Here is a 24,018-nt window from a genome sequence, read left to right on the forward strand (position 1 = left end):
GTCGTTCAGGGCTGTGTGGTTTTCGGATCAGTGTCAGCCCCGGAGGGGGCTGCAGCACTATCGATAATCCGGCAGCGTGAACGCCTGCACTGCCGGGGTCAGCGCCTTGGCAGCACGCTTGCTGATAAAAGGCGTTGCCACCAGCCGCTGCACGGCGCGCAGGATTTTCACCCCGGTCTGAGTGCGAGGATGTACCAGACGCGGAACAAGTTTCGGCACGCTCTGCGACTTTTTCACCACAGGGCGCAGGACATATTCGTACGAGGCAAGCGCCTCTGCAATCGTATCGGTCTTGGTGAGTTCGCCCGCCAGCACATACGCGCCAATAAGCGATAACGAAGCACCGACTCCGCCCAGCGGCGTGACACACCACGCCGCATCGCCCAGCAGGACCACCGGGCCATTCGACCAGCGATCGATCTTCACCTGACGCAAGTCATCGAACCAGAAATCCTCCGCAGCCTCCATCCCTTCCAGCAGACGAGGCACCTCCCAGCCCGCGCCTGCAAAGGACGCCCGAAGAAACGCCTTCTGCTCGGCAACACTGTTGCCGACCGTCATGTGGCTTCGGCCCTGCACATTAAAAAACGCCCGCGTCGTCCCGCGGTTATCCGGACGCACACCTGCACTGCGACCGCCCACCGCGTTGTACCAACGCGCAGTCTGGCTGTCCGTCGGCGCACGGGGCACGGTAAAGAACGCGCTCGCCAGGTCCATTCTGCGAGGCTGGTTCTCACCGGGGAACACCAGCTCCCGGGTGTGCGAGCCGACACCTTCCGCGATGATCAACAGGTCAAAACGCTCCACGCCACCGCTGCCGAACGTGACGGACACACCCGCCTCATCGCGCTCGACCGAAACGATGCGATCACCAAAGCGATAGAACGCGTCGGCAGACGAAGCCTCATAAAGCAGCCGGGCAAGGTCACCGCGCAGCACCTCAAGCTCAGCCGTCGGCCCATCGCCCTCCAGACCGGACAGATCAATGCGCGCCGCTGTGCGATTGTCCTCATCCACCCACGCCAGCCCGGTCTCGCCGGTATTAAGGTCCTTCACCGCCTGCTCAAGGCCCATCAAACGCAAGACCTCCCGAGCCGCGCCGCGCACATCCACATTCTGCCCGCCATCGCGAAAGGCAGGCGCCTGCTCGACAACCGTGACATCGCAATTGCGCTGCGTCAGCCACCATGCCGCTGCGCAGCCTGCGATGCTGGCCCCGGTGATGAGAACGCGGCACGGGCTGCGCTCGATGCTTTTGAACTGGTTGATAAGATGGCCTCGGTGAGAACGAGCTGGCTGGGGGGTATTGGGGCATCATGCACCACGTGGTGGTTGTGCCGGAAGCGGTGGCCTGTCCCTTTGTGGGCGTCAGTGGATGTGGGGTGATGAAAGGCCTACCGGCGTCCGCATACAGGGGGCGCTGGATGATTTGCGTTGCAGGCCGACCGCAACTGGACGCCCCGTACCCATGTGAGTATCATGGCGCCCGCGTCGCACCAGTAGCTCAGCTGGATAGAGTACTGCCCTCCGAAGGCAGGGGTCGTGGGTTCGAATCCCGCCATCTAATCCAGTATCGCTAAACGATTGTCAAATCTACATTTTTCGACAATAGCAGGACAGAACAAGCTGGTGGGGCACTGTTGAGTGCTTTTAGGTGGGGCATCGCAACGGTGCCAACCATGCCAATCCGACCCGCATTCCTCACCACGAGCCGTCACGGAACTTACTATTTCAGAATCGTGACTCCGAAGCCCTTGCGCTCAGCATTCGGCCTGCAACGAGAAATCCGGCGCTCATTGAAAACCGACAGTCTTAGACTGGCGCTTCGCTGCGCACGGCAATACGCTGCACGCTTTGAAGCTGCTTTTGACAGGGTGCTACGCGTGGTTGACCAAGACGATTACGTTCCGACAGACGCAGATTACGAGCTCTACATTCATGAGATAGAGCAAGCTGAGTCTGCTGGCGCATGGGCGAGCCACTCGGCTGAACCAGCACAGAGCACCAAATCGGCCATTTCAGACGAAGATTGGCAAAAAATCGAAATTCAGCAACGCTGGAATGCCATAGCTGAAGTGCTAACCGGCAATGCTAAGCGGGCTATCCCTGAGAGCCAGAGGGGCCTCGCAGATCAGATTTTTACCGCAGGCAATGGAATCCCGTTCACAAGATTCCGGAAGCTGCTGCCAAAGCTATTAGATGAGCTAGCTCTGCAACAGCTCAGTAGGCCGGACGCAACCGCAGCAGCGCCAGCCTCGGCCCCCGCACCGTTAGTGCCAAAACTTCCAGGCCCTACCCTGTATGAGCTTTGGATGCTTTTACGTGAGACTGACCAGCGCCTGAACAGAAAAAAATCAGCCAGCGCCCACGCTGACGAAAAGGGACACGCCCTCAGGCTAACCATTCTGAGCGGTAACAGGCCGTTTGACTCTCTTTCGCTAGAAGATATCAACCAGCTGTATCAAGCCACTAGGCAGGTCAAGGCCCTTCGCGGCAGAAAAATTCCGCCGCCGGACTCACCTATTGAATCGATCCTTGCCTCGCAAGGGGATGATCTGATTAGCGGCCCAACCATTGAAAAGATGATAATCCGGCTCAGCGTGCTGCATAAATTCGCTTACGCCAAAGGCTACACAGACATCGAGCCAGGCAAAACTGAAGTTCCATCTGTCAACACTGAGGCCGGGCGTATCGCTCGACAGGACAAACCGTTCTCAACCCAAGAGCTGCACGCGATCTTCTCAGGCTATCTCTATGAAGGAACTGATAGCGGCTCAGCCAATCTTGTCTTCCCGTACCAATTCTGGCTTCCGCTGCTTGGCATCTTTACTGGAGGGCGACTCAATGAACTCTGCCAGTTGGAAACTGCTGACATTACTCAAGAGGTGGGTACCGGAATTTGGTTTGCTCGACTCGTTGAAGAAGGCACAAAATCGCTGAAGAACGATAACAGCAATCGATTCATGCCTATCCATAGCGAACTGATCAGAATCGGCTTCTTGGATTTTGTGGCGCAAGCTCAAAAAGAAGGTCGGAAAAACCTATTTTCGGATGGGCTCACCTATCAGAAAATCAAAGGCTGGGGCGGAATCGCGACCACCTTCTTTACCCGGATGCCAAGCGCTAGCACAACGTATGGAGGCTATTTCTATAGCATCGGTATTCGCAAGCGTCTCTCTGATGGCAAGCCCGACGGAAAGAAATTCCATGCTTTCCGCCATACCTTTGTTGATCTGCTTCGGAACACCAGTGATGAGGCTGACCGACTAATCCCAGCCTTCACTGGGCACGCGGCGAAGAACAAAAATCAGTCTGATGATTACGGTTCAGGGTATTCGCTCTCAAAACTCCATCGGGTGCTGCACACCGTACAGTTTCCCGTATGCCTCTCAGGCATCACCTATGCCGACTTTGAACAGCGACTGGGGCACATACTGAATCCTTGTATTCAAGAGCACCGCGATACACACGGCCTGAACCCAGCGCAGCAGCCGGTCGGCTAATCTCCGTAGCCATTATCAGAGTGACCCAATCAAATTGTCACCGGGTCGGCTCGCTCCGATTGCAGGCAGTCTTGTTGTACAGACTCAACCGTTCTACGATCAAGCGGCATCATGGCGGTGGCACTACACACGGGTCGACCTGGATAGTCGTCTAACCGGACACAGGGGCCGTCGAATTACTGTTCACGAGGATGGCTTCATAGACGGGCACCCTCGAATGATCCCGGATAACTAACATGTCATTCTCGTTCTCAATCCCTATTAACGGGCCGAAAGATACTCTAAAGCTGACGGTAAACGCTGGGCAGATGCTATTTGTCCTTGGTGCGAATGGCACTGGAAAATCGAGCCTTCTACAGTTGTTTGCTTCGGTTGGTGGCGACCAGACGCGGCGCATCACCGCTCACCGCCAGACTTGGTTTCGATCAGGATCACCCACGTTCACCGGCAAACAGCGCGCAGATTATGGGCAGCATGTACTCAATCATGATCGGCAGGTAGACGCGCGTTGGAAGGATGAATACTCCGAGCAGCGCGCTCAGATGGCGATCTACGACTTAGTCAACTCTGAGAACGTGCGAGCCCGCGAAATCACGCGGGCCGTGGACGCAAAAAAAGTAGACGACATCGAAAGGCTTTCCGCTAAGAGGGTGTAGACAAAATAAAGTAAGCTGTTTGTCCTTTGCCTACACAGCATTGCACCATGCCTAAGGAAGGTCTGAAAAAGCCTTTTCTTCAAAAGTCGAAGCCAGTAAATACAGGCGCTCCAGCCCGGTTCCTCTCCAAAAAAATGGGCTTTTTCAGAGGATACCTAAGAGGGTGTAGACAAAATCATGTAGTGAGTCGGCGCGCGAGTATTCGAGCCTCAGCCAACCAAACCCATGCCTCGCTTACCGCAAAAAGGCGATCATGATGCATGATCAGTCGCCGAGCTCTCTCATTCCAGGCATGAGTTCGCTCCACTACCCATCGCTTGGGCATGACCACAAATCCAGTCTGAACAGGCTCCACGGAAAATAGATCGCCTTGTTCAGAGTGCCATTGCCCTGTTCTTCTGTTATTCGGGCCACGGATCACTTGAACATCGATAGCGTGCAGTTGATGGGTGCGCTGTGCCCATTTTCCTGCGTACGCACTATCAACAAAAAGCGTGCTCAGTGACGGATATTTTTCCTTCGAGTACGCCACCGCATCATCCGCCGCGTCACGATCCTGCACGCTTGCAGCACTGATACTGACAGCCAGCAGCAGGCCCAATGTATCGACAATCAGACTTCGTTTACGCCCCTTCACTTTTTTGCCTGCGTCGTAGCCGCTGTCACCGCCTTGAGGAGAACTGCGGGTCGACTGTGAATCCAGGATCGCTGCTGACGGGCTGTCAGCGCGTTCTTCCCGCTCACGCCATTGAGCTCGCAAGCGATCATGCATTTGCTCGAACTTGCCTTGAGCGCTCCACCGGCGGAACGTTTTGTAGACATTGTCCCAATGAGGAAAATCGCGGGGTAGCATTCGCCATGAGCACCCCGTGCGTACGACATAGCAACAGGCTTCCAGCAACGTGCGCCGAGAGTGAAGCGGTGGCACTCCTCGTCCGCCCTGGCTTTCAAACAGGTCGGCGACCAGTGCCCACTCGGTATCTGTCAAGCAACTCGGATATAGCTGCTCCGGCAGTTGGCGGCGGTGGGTTTCATTGTAGCCATAGGCTTTATTAGGTTCAGGTGACTGAAAACTTCCCTTGGCCCGCTGCTTTACACGCGTAATCCCTGCCATTTTCAACGCTTTTGCAAAGGTGTCGGGATGCGCAGTGATACCGGTTTCGGCGAAGAATACGAGCGCCAATTCGGCCTGGCTGGAATAGGGCTGTGCATGAGCGAGTTTCACCAGCACGGGATAGTGCTCGGCGGCAATCGAGCGAGGACGTCCGGTTTTAGGCATGGCTTGAGGGCTATTCAGACAAGGGAGTGAAAGTTTAATTTATTTTGTCTACACCCTCTAAGGAGACGCTGATTTATTCTAAAACCCAGCTGTTGCCCCCAGATAAATCAAGGCCTCCAGAGCGTTGCAGGGACGAAAAATCGAATAAATCAGCGCCTCCCTAAGGAACTTAAATTCAAAAACACAGTCTCAGGTTACTTGCAAAAGGCCCGTTTCAAATGAAACGGGCCTTTTTCATGGGCGACTCAAATTACTCTGAGCGTCAGACAATCCGCGCCGATTCTACCGAGCGCTCAAGACGGATCGCCACGAACTTCGACGTTGGCGTGCTGCTGCCTTCGCCGACGCTCTCCAGCGGCACCAGCGGGTTGACCTCGGGATAGTAAGCCGCAGCCTGACCTGCCGGGATATCGAACGGCAGCAGCGTGAAGCCTTTGACGCGGCGTTCGCGGTTGTCGCCCCAGATCGAAATCAGGTCGGCCTTTTGACCCGGCTGGAAGCCCAGGCGAATGATGTCCGCCTCATTGACGAACAGCACGTCGCGCTGACCTTTCACGCCGCGATAACGGTCGTCCAGGCCATAAATAGTGGTGTTGTACTGATCGTGGGAGCGCATCGACTGCATGATCAGGTCCGGCACCTCACCGGTCGAGCTGATGCCTTCGTGGATCAGTTTGAGCGGCAGCGTATTGGACTTGAAGTTGGCGCGGGTCGACGCGGTATTCCAGCGCCGCGCACCGGCTGCGTTGCCCAGATAAAACCCGCCAGGATGCTTGATGCGCTCGTTGAAGTCCTTGAAGCCGGGAATGGTGTCGGCGATCAGCTCACGAATACGGTTGTAGTCTTCCACCAGCCACAACCAGTCCACCGGTTTTTTGCCCAGTGTCGCGTTGGCGATACCGGCAATGATGGCAGGCTCCGAGCGCATCTGCTTCGACAGCGGCTGCAACTGGCCGTTGGAGGCGTGCACCATGCTGAACGAATCTTCCACGGTGACGGCTTGCGGGCCGTTGGCCTGAATGTCGATGTCGGTACGACCAAAGCACGGCAGAATCAGTGCGTCTTTGCCGTGGAACAGGTGGCTGCGGTTGAGCTTGGTGCTGATCTGCACCGTCAAATCACAGTTGCTGAGGGCTTCGGCGGTACGATGGCTGTCCGGGGTCGCCTGCGCGAAGTTGCCGCCCAGCGCGATGAACACCTTGGCGCGGCCTTCGGCCATGGCGTGGATCGCTTCGACCACGTTGTGCCCGTTGTCACGCGGCACCTGGAACTGAAAGCGTTTTTCCAGCGCATCGAGGAAGAACACCGGCGGGCGCTCGTTGATGCCCATGGTGCGGTCGCCTTGCACGTTACTGTGACCGCGCACCGGGCACAGACCAGCTCCAGGGCGGCCAATGTTGCCGCGCAGCAGCATCAGGTTAGCGATTTCCTGAATGGTCGCCACCGAGTGACGATGCTGAGTGATGCCCATCGCCCAGCACATGATGACGTTCTTGCCTTTGGCGTACATGCGCGCCGACTGCTCGATGTCAGTCAGCGGCAGGCCGGACTGCTCGACGATCTCGTCCCACGATGTTTCATCGATGGCCGCCAGGTAATCCAGCACGCCTTCGGTGTGTTCGTTGAGGAATGCGTGGTCAAAAACCGACGGTTCATTCGCCAGTTGTGCATCACGTTCCCATTGCAGCAGGAACTTGGCCATGCCGCGCAGCAGCGCCATGTCACCGCCCAGCGCAGGGCGGAAATAAGCGGTATTGGTCGGGCGGTCGCCGTTGGTGAGCATTTCAACCGGGTGCTGCGGGTGCTGGAAACGCTCCAGACCGCGCTCTTTGAGCGGGTTGACGCAGACCACCTGAGCGCCGCGCTGTACCGCTTCACGCAACGGTTCCAGCATGCGCGGGTGGTTGGTGCCGGGGTTCTGGCCGAGGACGAAGATGGCATCAGCGTGTTCGAAATCATCGAACGTCACGGTGCCTTTGCCGACACCGACGCTTTGCGACAGTGCAACGCCACTGGCTTCGTGGCACATGTTCGAGCAGTCAGGGAAGTTGTTGGTGCCGTAGGCGCGCACGAACAGCTGATATAGATAAGCCGCTTCGTTGCTGGCGCGGCCCGAGGTGTAGAACTCGGCCATGTTCGGGCTGGGCAGGTTGTTCAGGTGTTTAGCGATCAACGCATACGCGTTATCCCAGCTGATGGGCTTGTAACGGTCGGTTTCTGCGTCGTAAACCATCGGCTCGGTCAGGCGACCCTGATATTCGAGCCAGTAATCGCTCTGCTCCAGCAGCGAGCTGACGCTGTAGCGCGCAAAAAAGGCCGGGTCAACGCGGCGCTTGGTGGCCTCCCAGTTGACCGCCTTGGCGCCGTTCTCGCAAAACTTGACCATGCCGCTTTCCGGCGAATCACCCCATGCGCAGCCCGGGCAGTCGAAGCCGCCGTTCTGGTTGGTCTTGAGCATAATGCGCAGGTTTTTCAGCGCGTTGTCACTGCCCAGCCATGCCTGAGTCACGCTGATCAGTGCGCCCCAGCCGCCTGCTGCGCCTTTGTACGGCTTGTAGCGGGGGGTAGGTGTCTTGTCGGCTTGATGATGAGTGCTCACGGTTGAATCTCCATCGCAGGGCTATAAACCCGCGGCGCACTGTGCTGCGGCAGGTGAATTAAATTGAGGTTGTGACGGCGAGCCCATTGCAGGGCAAGTCCGGTGGGCGAAGACAGGCTGACCAGGGTCTGGATGCCGGCGCGCAATACTTTCTGAATCAGTTCCAGGCTGCAGCGGCTGGTCACGATAGCAACGCCGCCGACGGTCGAAATGTCCTGGCGCACCAGCGCGCCGATCAGCTTGTCCAGCGCGTTGTGGCGGCCGATGTCTTCACGGCCCATCAGCAACTGGCCATTACCGTCCATGAACACCGCCGCGTGCACGGCGCCGCAATGACGGCCGAGGGGCTGGAATTCGCCGATGCGTTGGCGCAGACCTTCCAGCCACTCAATCGGCGGCAAAGGCGCGCCGGGCAGGACGTTCAGTTCCGGCAGCGCCTGTTCGACCGCTTCAACACCGCACAATCCGCAGCCGCTGGTGCCCGCCAGTTGCCGACGCTGCTGCTTGAGTTCCCAGAAAGCGCGGCTGGCGATTTCGACCTCGGCCTGCATCGCCGAGGCGCAACCGCTGAGTTTGAAGTCGTAGATTTCATCGGGCGAGGCAATGATGCCGCTGCCCAGGCTGAAGCCGACGATGAAGTCTTCCAGATCGGTTGGGCTGACCAGCATGACGGCCTGGCTGATGCCGTTGTAAGCGATGGCCAGCGCCACTTCTTCGGCAAGCGCGTTGCGTGCAGCGTCCTTGCCCTCGAGATTCGAGTAGCTGTAAGACTGACTTGCGTCGGGGGCGGGCGCAGAAACGGGCGCCGAGCTGACCTTGCGCGTAACGGGCATGGGCTTAGATACCGGCAGATTGACATCTGCAAGACTAGGCGTCTTATCAGCTACCGTCTAATCGCTAGTGCCAATGCCCCGATAGATAACGTCGATCAGCGTTTCAGCGGGGGATCTCCGCGACCAGTGCAAAGCACGCTTCAGCCAGCGCAGACCGCGGTGCACTGCGGCGCATGATCAGCCCGAGCCGCGCCAACGTGCGCGCATCGGCAATCGGATGCAGGCGCAAATGCTCGGTGAGCGTTTCCAGGCCACCGTCCAGCGGCATGATTGCGCAGCAGAATCCGCCATGCACCGCTTGTAGCAACTGATGAACGGCATCGGTCTGGATCAGTGGATGAGGCTGCAGGTTGCGACTGTGGAAGTTATGGTCGATTGATTGGCGAAAATGCATGCCGCTGGTCAGCATGCCCAAGGGCAGCTCGACCAGATCCGCCCAGCTCAGCGGTTCCTCGCCACACGAAAAATGCCGCTGGTCGTACAGCAACCCCATGCGCGTGTCGTCCAGGGTCAGCGAATCGAAACGCTCGTTGTCCAGTCGCTCCAGATAAGACACGCCCAGATCGATGCGATTGCTCGCCAATTGCTCAAGCACTTGTTCGGAACTGAGTGATGACAGCTCGAAGCGCAGGTTGGGGTGCATCTGATGCAGCCGGTGCAACAGCGGCAACGGATCGAAACTCGACAGTGGCACTACACCCAGGCGCAGGGTGCCGACCAGATGGCCTCGGCACGCGGCGGCCTCAGCCTGCAGGCCGTCATAGGCTGCCAATACGGTACGCGCCCACGCCAGGACCCGTTCGCCGGGCGCCGTGAAACCTTCAAAGCGCTGGCCGCGATTGACCAGTGGCAAGCCAAGCTCTTCCTCCAGATTGCGCAAACGCATCGACAGCGTCGGCTGGGTGATATTGCAGCGCGCAGCCGCCTGGCCGAAATGTCTCGTTTCATCGAGGGCGATCAGAAATTTGAGTTGCTTGATGTCCATATTCTCTCCGGTGGGCAGTCCAGACCGCCGATTCTACGCGTCCAGGCTGAACCATGGTCGAGCAACGTTGGTCGGAAGCCTGCAGCCCTTGATTTACAAGGGCTACACTTTTAGCGGCATTCATCGAACCACACTATGGGAGAACCAGAGAATGAGCCTTATCAGTTTCCTGAAAGAAGCAGGCGAGAAAATTCTGGACGCGCTGACGCCAGACAAGGCCAACGCCGACGAAGTGTTGAAAGAGCATATTTCCAAAGTCGGTCTGGGCAATCCCAATGTGCAGACCGAAGTCAACGGCAGCACTGTGATCGTCAAAGGCCAGGTCGCCAATCAGGAGGAAAGGGAAAAGATTGTCGTGACGCTGGGCAATATTCATGGCGTGGATAAGGTCGACGACCAAATGACTGTTGCGGGCGGCGAGACTGCTGAATCTCAATACGTCGAAGTGAAGTCGGGCGACACCCTAAGCGCTATTTCCAAGCGCGTGTATGGCGATGCCAACCAGTACCAGAAAATATTCGAAGCCAACAAGCCGATGCTGAAGAGTGTCGACAAGATTTATCCGGGTCAGAAGCTTCGTATTCCGAAGTGATCTGAAGCACGTGCCCACTGAGAAGTGGGCACGCATTCGCTTCACAACCCTTTAACCAACTCGCGATAGTCGTCTACTGCGGCAAACTCTTCGGTGTCTTTCGGGCCTTTCTGGCTGTTCGGTTGACGGACTGCCAACAGATGGGCCACGCCAAATTGCCGGGCGCTGCGCAGGACCGGCAAGGTGTCGTCGATAAACAGGCTGCGTGCCGGATCAAAATCCGTTTCGGCCTGCAAGGCGTCCCAGAATTGCTGGTTTTCTTTCGGGAAACCGTAGTCATGAGAGCTGATCATGAGCTCGAAGTAGGGCGCCAGCTCGATGCGCTCCATTTTCAGCGACAACGAATCTCGATGCGCGTTGGTGATCATGATCACGCGCTTACCGGCGTCCTTGATGGCGGCCAGAAAGGTTTCTGCATCGGGGCGCAGGGCAATCATGTGCGCGATTTCACGTTTCAGGTCGCGCACCGATAGTTTCAGCTCTTTACTCCAGAAATCCAGGCAATACCAGTTGAGCGTGCCCGCGTTGTTTTCGAACAGGGGTTTGAGTTCCAGCCAGGCCATGGCGAAGCTGACGCCATGTAATTCGGCATAACGCTGCGGCAGGTGTTGCATCCAGAAGTGTTCGTCGTAATGCAGGTCGAGCAACGTGCCGTCCATATCCAGCAGGACGGTATCGATTTCGCTCCAGGGCATGGAAAGCATTCTGGCCTCGTCAGGGGTGAGTGTCGGGCAAGCATATCCGACACAGACTTCAGGAAAAGCTCGGTATAGTACCTCGTTCATGTAAAGGAGCCTGTCATGCGTCAGAAACCTACCGTACTTGCTCGTGCAATCGTTGCCAGCAGTCGTCTGTTCCGCGTTGAAGAGCTGCAACTGCGCTTTACCAATGGCGTCGAGCGGACCTATGAGCGTCTGGCCAGCAAAGGCGGCCCCGGCGCAGTGATGATCGTGGCCATGCTGGATGCCGATCACGCCGTCTTGATCGAAGAATATTGCGGTGGCACCGATGAGTACGAGTTGTCTTTGCCCAAAGGTTTGATCGAGCCGGGCGAAGACGTGCTGGACGCCGCCAACCGTGAACTCAAGGAAGAAGCGGGGTTCGGTGCGCGCCATCTGGAGCTGCTTACTGAACTGTCGCTGTCCCCGGGCTACATGAGCCAGAAAATCAAGGTGGTGCTGGCGACCGACCTTTACGAGGAGCGGCTGGAGGGTGACGAGCCCGAGCCGATTCGGGTCGACCGGATCAACCTGCGGGAACTGTCGAGCCTGGCGCAGAATGCCCAGTTCAGCGAAGGCCGCGCGCTGGCGGCGCTGTACCTCACCCGTGACCTGTTGACCCAGCGTGGACTGTTCCAGCCATGACCGATTCGCTGAAAAACCTGCCCCATCCGCTGCTCGCCCCGGTGATAGAGCTGGCACGACTGGCCGGGGACGTGATCCTGCCGTTCTGGCGTGCCAACGTCACCGTGACCACCAAAACGGACGATTCCCCGGTAACCGCTGCCGATCTGGCTGCCCATCAGGTGCTGGTCGAGGGCTTGCAAGCGCTTGATCCGAGTATTCACGTGCTGTCCGAAGAGGACGCCGACATCCCGCTCAGTGAACGGGCAACGTGGCAGCGCTGGTGGCTGGTCGATCCGCTGGACGGTACCAAGGAATTCATTTCCGGCAGTGAAGAGTTCACCGTCAACGTGGCGCTGATAGAGAATGGTCGCGTGGTGTTCGGTGTGGTCTCGATGCCGACCAACAACCGTTGTTATTTCGGCGGTGCCGGGCTGGGTGCCTGGCGCAGCGATGATATTGATCATGCCGAGCCGATTGCGGTGCGCAATGAGATTGGCAGCGGGCAGACGTTTACCGTGGTCGCCAGCCGCCGCCATTCCAGCCCCGAGCAGGAGCATTTGCTGGCCGGCCTGGCGAACGGGCTTGGGCCGCTGCAATTGACCAATATCGGCAGTTCACTGAAGTTCTGCTTGCTGGCCGAAGGCGCTGCCGACTGCTATCCAAGGCTGGCCCCGACCTCGCAATGGGACACCGCTGCGGCACAAGGCGTGCTTGAAGGCGCTGGAGGCGCGGTGTTGCAACTGGACGGCAAACCTTTCAGCTACCCGCCCCGCGAATCGCTACTCAACCCATTCTTCCTGGCCCTGCCCGCCAACGCCGCCTGGCGCGAGAAACTGCTGGTGCTGGCACAGTCCTGAAGGCAGGGGTGATCCGCATTGCTCGCCCGGCTCACACATAAGCTCGTCAACCCTGCAGATCGCGAAGACGATGGTTCAGACGATGAGTTTTCGTGCGCTGGCTTCACCGGTGCAACACAAACTGCCCGACAAACCGCACGGCCTGTTCTTCGCTGTCCTGCGCGCTGATGCCGGTGTGCAGGGTCAGGCGGGCGCGGCCTCGGCGTTGGTAGGTGGTGATGAATTTTTCCCACTGCGTCGCATCCGGCGCATCGCACCGGGCAATTGCATCGCATCGCACCGGCAGTGGATAACTGATCTGCCCGTCCTGAATCACGATATGGCCGTCGGTGATTCCCGCTTCGTGCAGCCTCAGGTGTAACCAGCCCCAGCCTGCCAGCACTGCGCCGCAATACAGGCTGCCGCCGAACAGCGTGCTCTTGTGATTGACGTTGGGGGCCAGCGGCAGGTGCAAACGCAGCGTATGGTCGCGCCAGTCAATCACCCGCATGCCCATGTCGCGGGTCAGCGGAATGTCGTGGTGCAGCACCCGTTCCAGCTCGCGGGCTGCGTCGCCTTCGGGCTCAATCGTTGTCATCGGAGGCTCCGCTGCTGTCGCCAAAATTCAGACCGTGCTTGCGCAGTTTGTCGTGCAGGGTTTTGCGTGGCACGCCCAGCGCTTCGGCCAGGCTGCGCACCGAGCTGTGCGGACGCGCCAGCTCGGCGGCGATCAACGCTCGCTCGAAGCTTTCGACCTGATCGCTCAAGCCTCCGCCCGGCGGCGGAGCCTGCTCGGCGTCACCGCCTTCCAGCTCCAGTTCCAGTCCCAGCGCGAAGCGTTCGGCGGCGTTTTGCAGTTCGCGGACATTGCCTGGCCAGTTATGGCGCAACAATAGCGCCCGCTGGCCAGGCTTGAGCTCCTGTTTGGGAATACCGTGGCGCATGCTGGCCGCATCGGCGTTGTGCTCGAACAGCATAAGCGCGTCTTCACCACGCTCGCGCAACGGCGGAATGCGCAGCGAAGCCACGTTCAGCCGGTAATACAAGTCAGCCCGGAAGCGGCCCTGATCGGCAGCCTGACGCAGATCTTCCTTGGTCGCCGCGATGATGCGGATATCCAGCGGGATCTGCTGATTGCTGCCCATCCGCTCAACCACGCGCTCTTGCAGCAGACGCAGCAGCTTGACCTGTACATCCAGGCTCATGCTTTCGATTTCATCGAGGAACAGCGTGCCGCCATTGGCAAACTCGAACTTGCCGATGCGCCGCTTTTGCGCGCCGGTAAACGCGCCGGGCTCGTGGCCGAACAGTTCGCTTTCAACCACCGACTCGGCCAGTGCCCCGGCGTTGATCGCCACGAACGGGCCGTTGCGGCGGTTGGACAAATCATGCAGCGCGCGGGCGACGACTTCTTTGCCGGCGCCGGTTTCACCCAGGATCAGCACATCGGCGCGCGTTCCGGCCAGAGCGCCGATCTGTTCGCGCAGACGCAATATCGAAGGCGACTGGCCGATCAGCCGGGTGCTCAGTTGCTGGCGGTCGCTCAGTGCCAGACGCAGGCTGCGGTTATCCAGCACCAGTCGGCGTAATGCCAGGGCGCGGCGCACGCTGTCGAGCATGGCGTCGCTGGCAAAGGGCTTTTCCAGAAAATCGTAAGCACCGGCGCGCATGGCTTTCACCGCCAGCGGCACATCGCCATGGCCGGTGATCAGCAGCACTGGCAGGTCGGGGTCCTGTTCGTGAAGTTGATCGAGCAGCTCCAGACCGTCCATGCCCTGCATGCGGATATCACTGACCACCACGCCCGGCCAGTCGCGACCGATGCGTTCGGCCAGGCCAGTGGCCTGGGGCAGCGACAGAACGTTCAGGCCGGCCAGGTCCAGCGTCTGGCGCAAGGCCTGGCGCAGGTGCGAATCGTCGTCGATCAGCACCACTTGAATCTGGCCGTCGATGGCTGTGTCCGAACTCATGCGGAAAGGTCCTCTGGCGGTTGAAGATTGGCCCCGGAAGCCCCCGCACGCAGGCGCAGGGTGAGTAGCGCGCCGCCGCCGGGATGGTTGGCGAACAGCAATTCGCCGCCCAGCGCACGCATCAGCGTATCGCAAATCGCCAGGCCCAGCCCGAGACCCTGAGTACGCGTCTTGGTGGTGAAGAACGGCTCGCGGGCCCGCGCCAGTGCTTCCTGAGAAAAGCCGGGACCGTTGTCGCGAATGTACAGGTTGACGCCCTCGGCGGTTTGCTCGGCACTTATCCACAGCCTGCGCGGCGGACCTTTTTCGGTGAGGGCGTCCAGCGCGTTGGCCAGCAGGTTGCCCAGCACTTGTCGCAAACGGGTCTCGCCAGCCTGCACCCACAGCGTCGCGTCCGGCAGATCGCGGATCAGCTCGACTTCCATGGCCCGCCGCCGCTTGGCCAGCAACGCCAGTGCGTCGTCCAGCGCCGGTTGCAGCGCGACACTTTCAGGCGCGTGACGGTCACGTCGGGCGAAGGCGCGCAGGTGAGCGATGATCGAGGCCATGCGCCCGGTCAGTTCGCTGATCAGCTTGAGGTTGCCGCGCGCCTCTTCGGTGCGCTGGTGATCGAGCAGCACTTCGGCGTTCTCCGCGTAACTGCGGATGGCGGCCAGCGGTTGATTCAGTTCATGGCTGATGCTCGCCGACATGGTGCCCAGCGCGGTGAGTTTGCTGGTCTGGACCAGTTCGTCCTGAGCCTGCACCAATTCCTGCTGCGCCTGTTCGCGCTCCAGCACTTCCTGACGCAGGCGGCTGTTGAGGCCTTCCAGATCGCTGGTACGTTCGATCACGCGCATCTCCAGCTCGCGCCGCGCTTTGGCTTCGAAGGCGATACGGTCCAGATAATGGCGACGACGCTGCATCATCAGGCCCAACAGCAGCATCAGCACCAGAAGTGTCGCGCCGCCAATCGCCAGCACGGTGCGTACCGGGCGGTCGATCAGGGCACGCGGGGCGAGGATGTTCACGTTCCAGCCGGTTTCTTCGATGGCTTGGGTCTGGGTCAGCCAGGCATGTTCATCGATGCGCAACGGTCGCGGATCATGAGTCGGATAGGGCTGTATGGCGGTGATGGTTTTTTTCTCTTCCTCCGACAGGTCGCGGGTCGCCCGGAAGCGCCATTCGGGGTTGGAGGTCAGAATCACCACGCCGTTCTGGTCGGTCAGCAGCAGTTGTTCGGGTGTCTTGCCCCACAGGGTTTCAGTGTGGTCCAGATCGACTTTGATCACCAGCACGCCGATAACCCGATCACCGTCACGTACTGGCGCGGCGAAGAAGTAGCCGCGCTTGACCGACGTGGTGCCCAGGCCGAAAAAGCGTCCGGTCCGGCCCGCCAGCGCATCGATGAAATACGGGCGGAACGAGAAGTTGCGGCCGATGAAGCTGTCTTTCTGCTCCGAATTCGAAGCGGCCAGGGTCAGGCCGTTAGCGTCCATCAGGTACATGACATCCGCGCCGGTCTGGCGCGTGATGTCGCTGAGCAAGCGATTGGCGTTTTCCAGCGTCGTGCTGTCTTTCGGGTCGGCCAGCAGGCCGCGTAACGCGGGCAGGTCGCCGAGAATCTGCGGCAGGGTTTCGTAGCGGTGCAGGGTGCCCAGCAGGTTGGCGACGTACAGGTCGAGGGTCTGACGGTTCTGATTAGCCAGCACGTTTCGGTAGTAACGCTCGGCCAGGTGTTCCAGCGGCCACAGCAGCGGCGCCAGGCACAGCGCCAACAGGGCAAGGCTGCGCCAGCGGGGGCGGGGCGGCAGAGTGGGGGTCATGGTCATCGATTGGCCGTCGCCGAAGGGTTGACGATGCCGGTTGCGAGGAGTCGCAACCGGCAACAGAAACACCCGGTCGATCCTGACGTGGGCATCAGGCGCTTATTATGCCCGCCGCCGACGTGTCAGGCACCCGGACATTGCGCCACGGTGCCTGCGGTTATTCACTCAGGGAAACAGATCGGCTTCTTTCAGGCGTTTGCCTTGCTGATCCTTGGCCGACAGACTCGGCTGGCCGTCCAGCTGCCAGTCGATGGCCAGGTCCGGGTCGTCCCAGGCGATGCAGCGCTCGGCCGAAGGCGTGTAGTAGTCGGTGGTCTTGTAGAGGAACTCGGCATGCTCGCTAAGTACCACGAAGCCATGCGCAAACCCTTCCGGAACCCATAACTGACGGGCGTTTTCAGCGGACAGCTCGACGCCGACCCACTGACCGAAGTTCGGCGAACTGCGGCGGATGTCCACAGCCACATCCAGCACTTTGCCGACGGTGACGCGCACCAGTTTGCCCTGGGCGTTTTCGATCTGATAATGCAGGCCGCGCAGCACGCCTTGTTGCGAGCGCGAATGGTTGTCCTGCACGAACTGCCGGGTCAGGCCGGTAGCTTCCTGAAAGGCTTTGGCGTTGAAGCTTTCATAGAAAAAGCCTCGTTCATCACCAAAAACTCTGGGTTCCAGAATAAGGACTTCCGGCAATTGTGTGGCTACTACGTTCACGTGACTTCCCCTGCAATCTTCGATAAATAGTGGCTGTTCGACAGTCTGCACTCAGGTGTGCCAATCGAAAAGTGCGGCGATCAGGCGATCAGATCTTTGTTTTCGCTGAAGCCCAGTCGCTCGCCCTGATAGCTGCCGTCCTGAACCCTGCGGCACCAGTCCAGATTGTCCAGATACCACTGCACCGTCTTGCGCAGCCCGGACTCGAAGGTTTCTTCAGGTGTCCAGCCGAGGTCTTTGTCGATCTTGCTGGCGTCGATGGCGTAACGCTGGTCGTGGCCCGGCCGATCAACCACGTAGGTGATCAGGTCGCTATAGTGCTGAACGCCTGCCGGATGGTGCGGGGTCAGTTCATCGAGCAGCGTGCAGATACCGCGTACCACGTCGATGTTCTTCTGCTCGTTATGGCCGCCGATGTTATAGGTCTCGCCGACCTCGCCCTCGGTGACCACTTTGAGCAGTGCCCGCGCGTGGTCTTCGACGTACTACCAGTCGCGCACTTGCAGGCCATTGCCGTACACCGGTAGCGGCTTGCCCGCGAGGGCGTTGAGAATCACCAGCGGGATCAGTTTTTCGGGGAAATGGAACGGGCCATAGTTATTGGAACAGTTGGTCACCACCACCGGCAGGCCATAAGTGCGATGCCAGGCGCGAACCAGGTGATCGGACGCAGCCTTGCTTGCCGAGTACGGCGAGCTGGGCGCATAGGGTGTGGTTTCGGTGAATAGATCGTCGACACCGTGCAGGTCGCCATACACTTCATCGGTGGAAATATGGTGGAAACGGAAGGCCTGACGTTCGGCCTCCGGCAGCTTCAGCCAGTAGGCGCGCGTGGCCTCCAGCAGGCTGTAAGTGCCGACGATGTTGGTTTGCACAAACTCTGCCGGGCCATCGATGGAACGGTCGACGTGGGATTCAGCCGCCAGGTGCATGATCGCGTGCGGTGCGAACCGCTCCAGCACTGCGCTGACCTTGGCTTGATCGCAGATATCGGCCTGCACGAACTCATAGCGTGTGTTGGTCGCAATCGACTGCAGCGACTCAAGGTTGCCGGCGTACGTCAATTTGTCGAAGTTCAGCACGTCGTGTTCGGTGTTGTTTATCAGATGGCGGATCAGTGCGGAGCCGATGAAGCCCGCGCCCCCAGTGACGAGTATTCGCATGAACTGACCTTCTTGTGAGTTCTGAAAGTAGTGCAGCATAGCGCTTGAGCGTGTATGACAGGATGAGGCCATTAAACCTGAGTGGGGCGCTGAATAGAACTGCCGCAGATTTCCCGACCTGAGGTGCCGCGCCGGTTTGGTGGCGAGCGTCAATCGCCCTATAGTTGTCCGATTGCCCGTGAAGCGCTGTCCATTGCATCGGGGTGTGACAATAATTGAGGTCTCCCATGCCGCTCGCCACGCTTATCCGCCGCTCCAGCCTGCCTTGCCCCGATGTCAGTGTGGATCAGGCGCGGCAATTGCTCGCGCAACATTACGGGCTGAGCGGCGTGTTGAGCGCCTTGGGGAGCCAACAGGATCGTAACTTTTTGCTGCAAACCGACACGCGGCGGTACGTTCTTAAAATCTGCCATGGCGCTTATTCGACTGCCGAACTGAGCGCCCAGCACGCGGCCTTGCAACACCTCGGCCGCCACGGCGCTGTCAACGTGCCTGGCGTGATCCGTGCCAATGATACCGAGCAATTGTTGTCCGTCGAGATCGATGGGCAGGCGGTGCATGTGCGCGTGCTAGAATTTATCGACGGGCAATCGTTGGGGCACGCCGGGCATCTGAGCCGCGCGGTCGTGGTCGGGCTTGGCGAGCTGTGCGCGCGGGTCGATCTGGCGCTGGCCGATTTCGCACACCCAGGCCTTGAGCGTATTCTGCAATGGGACCCGCGTCATGCCCATGCGCTGATCAAGCATCTGTTGCCGGTGCTCAAGGATGCCGGCGCCCGCGCCTGCGTGATCGAGGCGGCAGAGCAGGCTCATCATCGTTTGTTGCCATTGATTGCGGCGCTACCGATGCAGGCGGTGCATCTGGACATCACCGAGCACAACGTGGTCTGGCAACGTGATGGTCGCCGTCAATGGCAGATACAGGGGCTGATCGATTTCGGTGATCTGCTCAGCACCTGGCGAGTGGCCGATCTGTCGGTCACCTGCGCCGCACTGCTGCACCACGCCGATGGCGATCCGCTGTACATCGTGCCTGCGGTGGTTGCTTATCACGCGCTCAATCCACTGAAGACCGAAGAGTTGCAGGCGCTCTGGCCGCTGATCGTCGCCCGCTCTGCCGTGCTGGTGCTCAGTAGCGAGCAACAGGCGAGTGTCGAGCCTGACAACACTTATATTCAGGCCAATCTGGCGGGCGAATGGAACATTTTTGACGTTGCCACTTCGCTGCCAATGGCGTTGATGGAGACGGCAATCCTGCAGGCCGTGGGGATGGATTTACCTTCCGTCGAGCAGCCAGCTTACCAACCGCTGCTGCCCGGTCTGCAAGGGCTCAAGCCGACACAGGTCGATCTGGGCGTGCTCAGCGAGCATTTCGTGGCAGGCAATTGGGAGCAGAGCGGGATTGATGAATATTTGCTCTCGCAAGCGGCCGGTGGTCACGGGCTGGCGGTCAGCCGTTTTGGTGAGTACCGCCTGTCACGCACTCTGCCTGACTGCGCGAAGGAGCCTGAAACATTCGCGTTGCACGTCGAACTGCATGTACCGGCCGAGACAGCGCTGCATGCGCCGTTCAACGGCACGCTGCGCCTGACCGCCGATGCTGCGTTGCTGCTGGTCGGCGACGGCATCACGTTGAAACTGTGGGGCGTGCTGCCGGATGCTGCGTTGTCTGGTCAGGTTCAGGCTGGCGCGCTGATCGGGCAGGGAGGCGGCTCGCTGCTGCTGCAATTGTGTACGGCGCCAGAGCTCAACCCGCCGCTGTTCACCACACCGTCATGGGCCGCTGCCTGGCGCCGGTTTTGCCCATCACCCTCGACCTTGCTGGGCTTCGATTGCGACGCGCCAGCACTGGAAGATGCCGCGCTGTTGCTGGCGCGTCGTGATGCCAGTTTTGCCCGTTCGCAGAAACACTATTATCAGGCACCGCCGCAGATCGAGCGCGGCTGGCGCAATCATTTGATCGACATGCACGGCCGCTCGTATCTGGACATGCTGAATAACGTCGCGGTCCTCGGCCATGGCCATCCGCGCATGGCCCACGAAGCGGCTCGGCAGTGGTCATTGCTCAACACCAACTCGCGTTTTCATTACGCGGCGATTGCCGAGTTTTCCGAACGCCTGCTCAAGCTGGCACCTGACGGCATGGACCGGGTGTTTCTGGTCAACAGCGGCACCGAGGCCAATGATTTGGCAATCCGGCTGGCGTGGGCCTTCAGCGGCGGGCGCGACATGCTCAGTGTCTTGGAGGCCTATCACGGCTGGTCGGTGGCGACCGATGCCATTTCCACTTCAATCGCCGACAACCCGCAGGCACTCAGCACCCGGCCGGACTGGGTGCACCCGGTCACCGCACCCAACACGTATCGCGGGCCGTTTCGTGGCGCGGACAGTGCGCCGGAGTATGTTCGCAGCGTCGATCAGGTGCTGGTAACGCTGGCCGGGCAAGCGCGCCAGGTGGCGGGGTTCATCTGCGAACCGGTGTACGGCAATGCAGGCGGTATTTCGTTGCCGCCTGGCTATCTGCAACAGGTCTATCAGAACGTTCGCGCGGTCGGCGGTGTGTGCATCGCCGATGAAGTGCAGGTGGGTTATGGCCGTCTCGGTCATTATTTCTGGGGCTTTGAAGAGCAGGGCGTGGTGCCGGACATCATCACTCTGGCCAAAGGCATGGGCAACGGCCATCCGCTGGGCGCGGTCATCACCCGTCGCGAGATTGCCGAGGCGTTGGAGGCCGAGGGCTATTTCTTCTCGTCCTCCGGTGGCAGCCCGGTGAGTTGCCGGATCGGCATGGCGGTGCTGGATGTCATGGAAGAAGAAAAGCTGCGGGACAACGCGCGGATTGTCGGTGATCACTTCAAGGCGCGATTGCAGGCGTTTGCCGATAAACATCCGCTGGTGGGCGCGGTGCACGGCATGGGTTTCTACCTGGGCGTGGAACTGGTTCGCGACCGCCAGACCCTCGAACCCGCCAGCGAAGAAACCGCCCGGCTCTGCGAGCGCTTGCGCGAACTGGGCATCTTCATGCAGCCCACCGGCGATTACCTGAACATCCTGAAAATCAAACCCCCGATGTGCACCACCCGCCAGAGTGTGGATTTTTTCGTCGATAACGTGTCGAAGGTCCTTTACGAACTGGAATAGAGGACGCAGAGCGTCCGGAACGGCATACCCACGCAGAGTGAAGTGACCCCGAAAAATGGGGCTAAAACCGCAGCATCATCCGGAGTCAAGATCACTGTGGGAGTGAGCTTGCTCACGAAGATGATAGTCCAGGCGGCCTATTTCCTGGGGCTGTACCGCGCTTTTCGTGAGCAATGCGGATCGCCGCCTTGGTTGCCCCACGAGACTTGTATATAACGCTGGGCACTCCAGCGTCGGAACGCATTGCCCGCCACGAGTGAGTGCCAAGCCAGACAGATATGCAGATTTATATCGGTATAAATTCTATCTATTCATTTTTATTATCGGCTTTAACCTTTTAATACCGATTTTTATCCGCTATAAAGCCCCCCATAATCGTCATCGCTTGTCTGCTATGGTGTTAAGTCCCCTGCAACCGCCCCTGGAGAAATTTTCATGAGCCGTATCGTTTCTGTCGCCGCTACCCAGATGGCCTGCTCCTGGGATCTGGAAGCCAACATCGAGACCGCTGAAAAGCTGGTGCGTGAAGCTGCCGCCAAGGGCGCACAGATCATCCTGATTCAGGAGCTGTTCGAAACTCCGTACTTCTGCCAGAAGCCGAACCCGGACTATCTGCAGCTGGCGACCACCCTTGAAGCCAACGTCGCGATCAAGCATTTCCAGAAAATCGCCAAAGAACTGCAAGTCGTATTGCCGATCAGCTTTTTCGAGCTGGCGGGTCGTGCGCGTTTCAACACCGTTGCAATCATCGACGCAGACGGCACCAACCTGGGCATCTACCGCAAGAGCCATATCCCGGACGGCCCTGGCTACCACGAAAAGTACTACTTCAACCCGGGCGACACCGGCTTCAAGGTCTGGCAGACTCGTTACGCAAAAATCGGCGTCGGCATCTGCTGGGATCAGTGGTTCCCGGAGTGCGCGCGCAGCATGGCGTTGCAGGGCGCAGAAATCCTCTTCTACCCGACCGCCATCGGCAGCGAGCCGCATGACAAGACCATCAGCTCCCGCGACCACTGGCAGCGCGTGCAACAAGGCCATGCCGGCGCGAACCTGATGCCGCTGATCGCCAGCAACCGTATCGGCAATGAAGAGCAGGACGGCTACGACATCACTTTCTACGGCTCGTCGTTCATCGCCAACCAGTTCGGTGAAAAAGTCGCCGAACTCGACGAAACCGAAGAAGGCGTGCTGGTGCATAGCTTCGACCTGGACGAACTGGAGCACATTCGCAGCGCCTGGGGCACGTTCCGTGATCGCCGTCCGAACCTGTACGGTGCGATCAAGACCCTCGACGGTTCGCTGGAGTCCTGATCGCCATGACCACGCTCAACAGCACGCCACGCGCCGACGGTTTCCACATGCCAGCCGAATGGGCGCCGCAGACCCAGATCTGGATGGTCTGGCCCGAGCGCCCGGACAACTGGCGCCTCGGCGGCAAGCCCGCGCAGGCCGCCCACGTTGCCATCGCCAAGGCCATCGCCCGCTTCGAGCCGGTTACGGTGGCGGTGTCTGCCGGGCAATACGACAACGCCCGAGCACGTCTCGACATGCCGAACATCCGTGTTGTGGAAATGAGCAGCAACGATGCCTGGGTGCGCGACAGTGGGCCGACCTTCGTCATCAACGACCGGGGCGAAGTGCGTGGCGTGAACTGGGAATTCAATGCCTGGGGCGGCTTCAACGGCGGGCTGTATGCGCCGTGGAACCTTGACTCGCAGCTGGGCAGCAAGGTGCTGGAAATAGAGCGTTGCCCCCGTTACGCCACCGAAGGTTTCGTGCTGGAAGGCGGCTCGATCCACGTCGATGGCGAAGGCACCCTGATTACCACTGAAGAGTGCCTGCTCAATCGCAATCGTAATCCGCACCTGACCCGCGAGCAGATCGAAACAGTGCTCAGCGATTATCTGGCTGTGGATAAGATCATTTGGCTGCCTGATGGCCTGTTCAATGACGAAACCGACGGGCATGTGGATAACTTTTGCTGCTATGTGCGTCCGGGTGAAGTGTTACTGGCGTGGACCGATGATCCCGAAGACCCCAACTACTCGCGTTGTCATGCGGCGATGAGTATTTTCGAAAACACCCTGGATGCGCAGGGGCGCTCGTTTATCGTTCATAAAATGCCGATTCCCGGCCCATTGTTCGCCACAGAAGAAGAATGTGCCGGTGTGGATCAGGTGCACGGCAGTCAGGAACGCAACCCATCGGTGCGTCTGGCCGGTTCCTACGTGAACTTTCTGATCGTCAATGGCGGCATTATCGCGCCGAGCTTCGATGATCCGATGGACGAAAAAGCCCGTGAAATCCTGCAAAAGCTGTTTCCAGAGCACGAGGTGGTGATGGCACCTGGCCGGGAATTGTTGCTGGGTGGCGGCAATATCCACTGCCTGACGCAGCAACAACCAGCCCCCTACAAAGGGTAATACTTCGTAACTAGTTGTATCTTGCAGTAACTTAATGGTCTCGATCTTGCTCTACTAAGCCCATCATCTGATGGGCTTTTTTATACGTTACTGTATAACCTCCCTCATCAGATTTATCAGCGTTGACAGTAAATTCGATTGGCGTAAACCCGTTTTACTAGCTTGACTGTC

Annotated in this window: 18 protein-coding genes and 1 pseudogene; 8 read left to right on the forward strand and 11 right to left on the reverse strand. The window is 59.2% G+C overall.

Translation table 11 applies throughout. The features are described from left to right. Window positions 1-57: 57 nt before the first annotated feature. Window positions 58-1,269, reverse strand: a complete 1,212-nt coding sequence (locus tag BLT55_RS20115; protein ID WP_055001721.1) for an FAD-dependent monooxygenase — start codon at window positions 1,267-1,269, stop codon at window positions 58-60. 410 nt (window positions 1,270-1,679) lie between these two features. Here BLT55_RS20115 and BLT55_RS20125 point away from each other — a divergent pair, with 410 nt between their 5' ends. Together BLT55_RS20125 and BLT55_RS20130 are read left to right on the forward strand one after the other, a co-directional pair. Then, window positions 1,680-3,503 carry a site-specific integrase gene (locus BLT55_RS20125; protein ID WP_055001720.1) on the forward strand — a complete coding sequence of 608 codons (1,824 nt, stop codon included), beginning with the start codon at window positions 1,680-1,682 and terminating at the stop codon, window positions 3,501-3,503. Between the two features lie 236 nt (window positions 3,504-3,739). Next, window positions 3,740-4,159: an ATP-binding cassette domain-containing protein gene (locus BLT55_RS20130; protein ID WP_055001719.1), complete on the forward strand. Its 420-nt coding sequence runs from the start codon at window positions 3,740-3,742 to the stop codon at window positions 4,157-4,159. A gap of 175 nt (window positions 4,160-4,334) precedes the next feature. Here BLT55_RS20130 and BLT55_RS20140 read toward each other — a convergent pair whose 3' ends face one another. From BLT55_RS20140 to BLT55_RS20155, 4 genes are all read right to left on the reverse strand, one after another. Next, window positions 4,335-5,438: an IS5-like element ISPsy19 family transposase gene (locus tag BLT55_RS20140; protein WP_004663854.1), complete on the reverse strand. Its 1,104-nt coding sequence runs from the start codon at window positions 5,436-5,438 to the stop codon at window positions 4,335-4,337. A gap of 262 nt (window positions 5,439-5,700) precedes the next feature. After that, a complete protein-coding gene (locus tag BLT55_RS20145) occupies window positions 5,701-8,037 on the reverse strand; it encodes an FdhF/YdeP family oxidoreductase (protein WP_055002048.1) in 2,337 nt (778 codons plus the stop codon). Then, a complete protein-coding gene (gene fdhD, locus BLT55_RS20150) occupies window positions 8,034-8,870 on the reverse strand; it encodes a formate dehydrogenase accessory sulfurtransferase FdhD (RefSeq protein WP_055002047.1) in 837 nt (278 codons plus the stop codon). Before fdhD ends, BLT55_RS20145 begins: the two co-directional genes overlap by 4 nt. A 103-nt stretch (window positions 8,871-8,973) precedes the next feature. Next, complete coding sequence (locus BLT55_RS20155) at window positions 8,974-9,855, reverse strand: LysR family transcriptional regulator (protein WP_055002046.1); 882 nt, start codon at window positions 9,853-9,855, stop codon at window positions 8,974-8,976. Between the two features lie 151 nt (window positions 9,856-10,006). Here BLT55_RS20155 and lysM point away from each other — a divergent pair, with 151 nt between their 5' ends. Then, window positions 10,007-10,447: a peptidoglycan-binding protein LysM gene (lysM, locus tag BLT55_RS20160; protein ID WP_007252942.1), complete on the forward strand. Its 441-nt coding sequence runs from the start codon at window positions 10,007-10,009 to the stop codon at window positions 10,445-10,447. A gap of 41 nt (window positions 10,448-10,488) precedes the next feature. Here lysM and yrfG read toward each other — a convergent pair whose 3' ends face one another. Continuing rightward, window positions 10,489-11,151, reverse strand: a complete 663-nt coding sequence (gene yrfG, locus BLT55_RS20165; protein ID WP_055002045.1) for a GMP/IMP nucleotidase — start codon at window positions 11,149-11,151, stop codon at window positions 10,489-10,491. A gap of 96 nt (window positions 11,152-11,247) precedes the next feature. Here yrfG and nudE point away from each other — a divergent pair, with 96 nt between their 5' ends. Both nudE and cysQ read left to right on the forward strand, forming a co-directional pair. Continuing rightward, a complete protein-coding gene (nudE, locus tag BLT55_RS20170) occupies window positions 11,248-11,811 on the forward strand; it encodes an ADP compounds hydrolase NudE (RefSeq protein WP_007252944.1) in 564 nt (187 codons plus the stop codon). Then, window positions 11,808-12,650 carry a 3'(2'),5'-bisphosphate nucleotidase CysQ gene (gene cysQ / locus BLT55_RS20175; protein ID WP_055002044.1) on the forward strand — a complete coding sequence of 281 codons (843 nt, stop codon included), beginning with the start codon at window positions 11,808-11,810 and terminating at the stop codon, window positions 12,648-12,650. The genes nudE and cysQ overlap by 4 nt, the downstream gene beginning before the upstream one ends. A gap of 103 nt (window positions 12,651-12,753) precedes the next feature. Here the strand turns inward: cysQ and BLT55_RS20180 are convergent, their stop codons facing one another. From BLT55_RS20180 to rfbB, 5 genes and pseudogenes are all read right to left on the reverse strand, one after another. Then, window positions 12,754-13,227 (reverse strand): YiiD C-terminal domain-containing protein, encoded by a 474-nt coding sequence (locus BLT55_RS20180; RefSeq protein WP_055002043.1) that lies wholly within the window; start codon window positions 13,225-13,227, stop codon window positions 12,754-12,756. Next, entirely contained in the window at window positions 13,214-14,599 is a 1,386-nt protein-coding gene (locus BLT55_RS20185; protein ID WP_055002042.1) for a sigma-54-dependent transcriptional regulator, read from the reverse strand. The genes BLT55_RS20180 and BLT55_RS20185 overlap by 14 nt, the downstream gene beginning before the upstream one ends. Continuing rightward, window positions 14,596-16,404 carry a sensor histidine kinase gene (locus tag BLT55_RS20190; RefSeq protein ID WP_055002049.1) on the reverse strand — a complete coding sequence of 603 codons (1,809 nt, stop codon included), beginning with the start codon at window positions 16,402-16,404 and terminating at the stop codon, window positions 14,596-14,598. Before BLT55_RS20190 ends, BLT55_RS20185 begins: the two co-directional genes overlap by 4 nt. A 168-nt stretch (window positions 16,405-16,572) precedes the next feature. Further along, entirely contained in the window at window positions 16,573-17,118 is a 546-nt protein-coding gene (gene rfbC, locus BLT55_RS20195) for a dTDP-4-dehydrorhamnose 3,5-epimerase (RefSeq protein WP_007252949.1), read from the reverse strand. An 80-nt stretch (window positions 17,119-17,198) separates the two neighbouring features. Then, window positions 17,199-18,281, reverse strand: a pseudogene (rfbB, locus tag BLT55_RS20200) (dTDP-glucose 4,6-dehydratase). Between the two features lie 227 nt (window positions 18,282-18,508). Here rfbB and BLT55_RS20205 point away from each other — a divergent pair. From BLT55_RS20205 to aguA, 3 genes are all read left to right on the forward strand, one after another. Further along, complete coding sequence (locus BLT55_RS20205; RefSeq protein WP_055002041.1) at window positions 18,509-21,421, forward strand: aminotransferase; 2,913 nt, start codon at window positions 18,509-18,511, stop codon at window positions 21,419-21,421. A gap of 435 nt (window positions 21,422-21,856) precedes the next feature. Continuing rightward, window positions 21,857-22,735 carry an N-carbamoylputrescine amidase gene (gene aguB / locus BLT55_RS20210; RefSeq protein WP_055002040.1) on the forward strand — a complete coding sequence of 293 codons (879 nt, stop codon included), beginning with the start codon at window positions 21,857-21,859 and terminating at the stop codon, window positions 22,733-22,735. A 5-nt stretch (window positions 22,736-22,740) separates the two neighbouring features. Beyond that, window positions 22,741-23,847 carry an agmatine deiminase gene (gene aguA, locus BLT55_RS20215; RefSeq protein ID WP_055002039.1) on the forward strand — a complete coding sequence of 369 codons (1,107 nt, stop codon included), beginning with the start codon at window positions 22,741-22,743 and terminating at the stop codon, window positions 23,845-23,847. The last annotated feature ends 171 nt before the right edge of the window (window positions 23,848-24,018 follow it).

This window comes from Pseudomonas cannabina, assembly GCF_900100365.1.
GTDB lineage: Bacteria > Pseudomonadota > Gammaproteobacteria > Pseudomonadales > Pseudomonadaceae > Aquipseudomonas > Aquipseudomonas cannabina.

Bases quoted from the DNA above. Each gene is read 5' to 3' on its own strand.
- BLT55_RS20125 (WP_055001720.1), top strand. From the start codon at position 1,680: ATGCCAATCCGACCCGCATTCCTCACCACGAGCCGTCACGGAACTTAC.
- aguA (WP_055002039.1), top strand. From the start codon at position 22,741: ATGACCACGCTCAACAGCACGCCACGCGCCGACGGTTTCCACATGCCA.
- BLT55_RS20190 (WP_055002049.1), bottom strand. From the start codon at position 16,404: ATGACCCCCACTCTGCCGCCCCGCCCCCGCTGGCGCAGCCTTGCCCTG.
- BLT55_RS20185 (WP_055002042.1), bottom strand. From the start codon at position 14,599: ATGAGTTCGGACACAGCCATCGACGGCCAGATTCAAGTGGTGCTGATC.
- BLT55_RS20180 (WP_055002043.1), bottom strand. From the start codon at position 13,227: ATGACAACGATTGAGCCCGAAGGCGACGCAGCCCGCGAGCTGGAACGG.
- yrfG (WP_055002045.1), bottom strand. From the start codon at position 11,151: ATGCTTTCCATGCCCTGGAGCGAAATCGATACCGTCCTGCTGGATATG.
- BLT55_RS20155 (WP_055002046.1), bottom strand. From the start codon at position 9,855: ATGGACATCAAGCAACTCAAATTTCTGATCGCCCTCGATGAAACGAGA.
- cysQ (WP_055002044.1), top strand. From the start codon at position 11,808: ATGACCGATTCGCTGAAAAACCTGCCCCATCCGCTGCTCGCCCCGGTG.
- nudE (WP_007252944.1), top strand. From the start codon at position 11,248: ATGCGTCAGAAACCTACCGTACTTGCTCGTGCAATCGTTGCCAGCAGT.
- BLT55_RS20140 (WP_004663854.1), bottom strand. From the start codon at position 5,438: ATGCCTAAAACCGGACGTCCTCGCTCGATTGCCGCCGAGCACTATCCC.
- fdhD (WP_055002047.1), bottom strand. From the start codon at position 8,870: ATGCCCGTTACGCGCAAGGTCAGCTCGGCGCCCGTTTCTGCGCCCGCC.
- lysM (WP_007252942.1), top strand. From the start codon at position 10,007: ATGAGCCTTATCAGTTTCCTGAAAGAAGCAGGCGAGAAAATTCTGGAC.
- BLT55_RS20130 (WP_055001719.1), top strand. From the start codon at position 3,740: ATGTCATTCTCGTTCTCAATCCCTATTAACGGGCCGAAAGATACTCTA.
- BLT55_RS20205 (WP_055002041.1), top strand. From the start codon at position 18,509: ATGCCGCTCGCCACGCTTATCCGCCGCTCCAGCCTGCCTTGCCCCGAT.
- aguB (WP_055002040.1), top strand. From the start codon at position 21,857: ATGAGCCGTATCGTTTCTGTCGCCGCTACCCAGATGGCCTGCTCCTGG.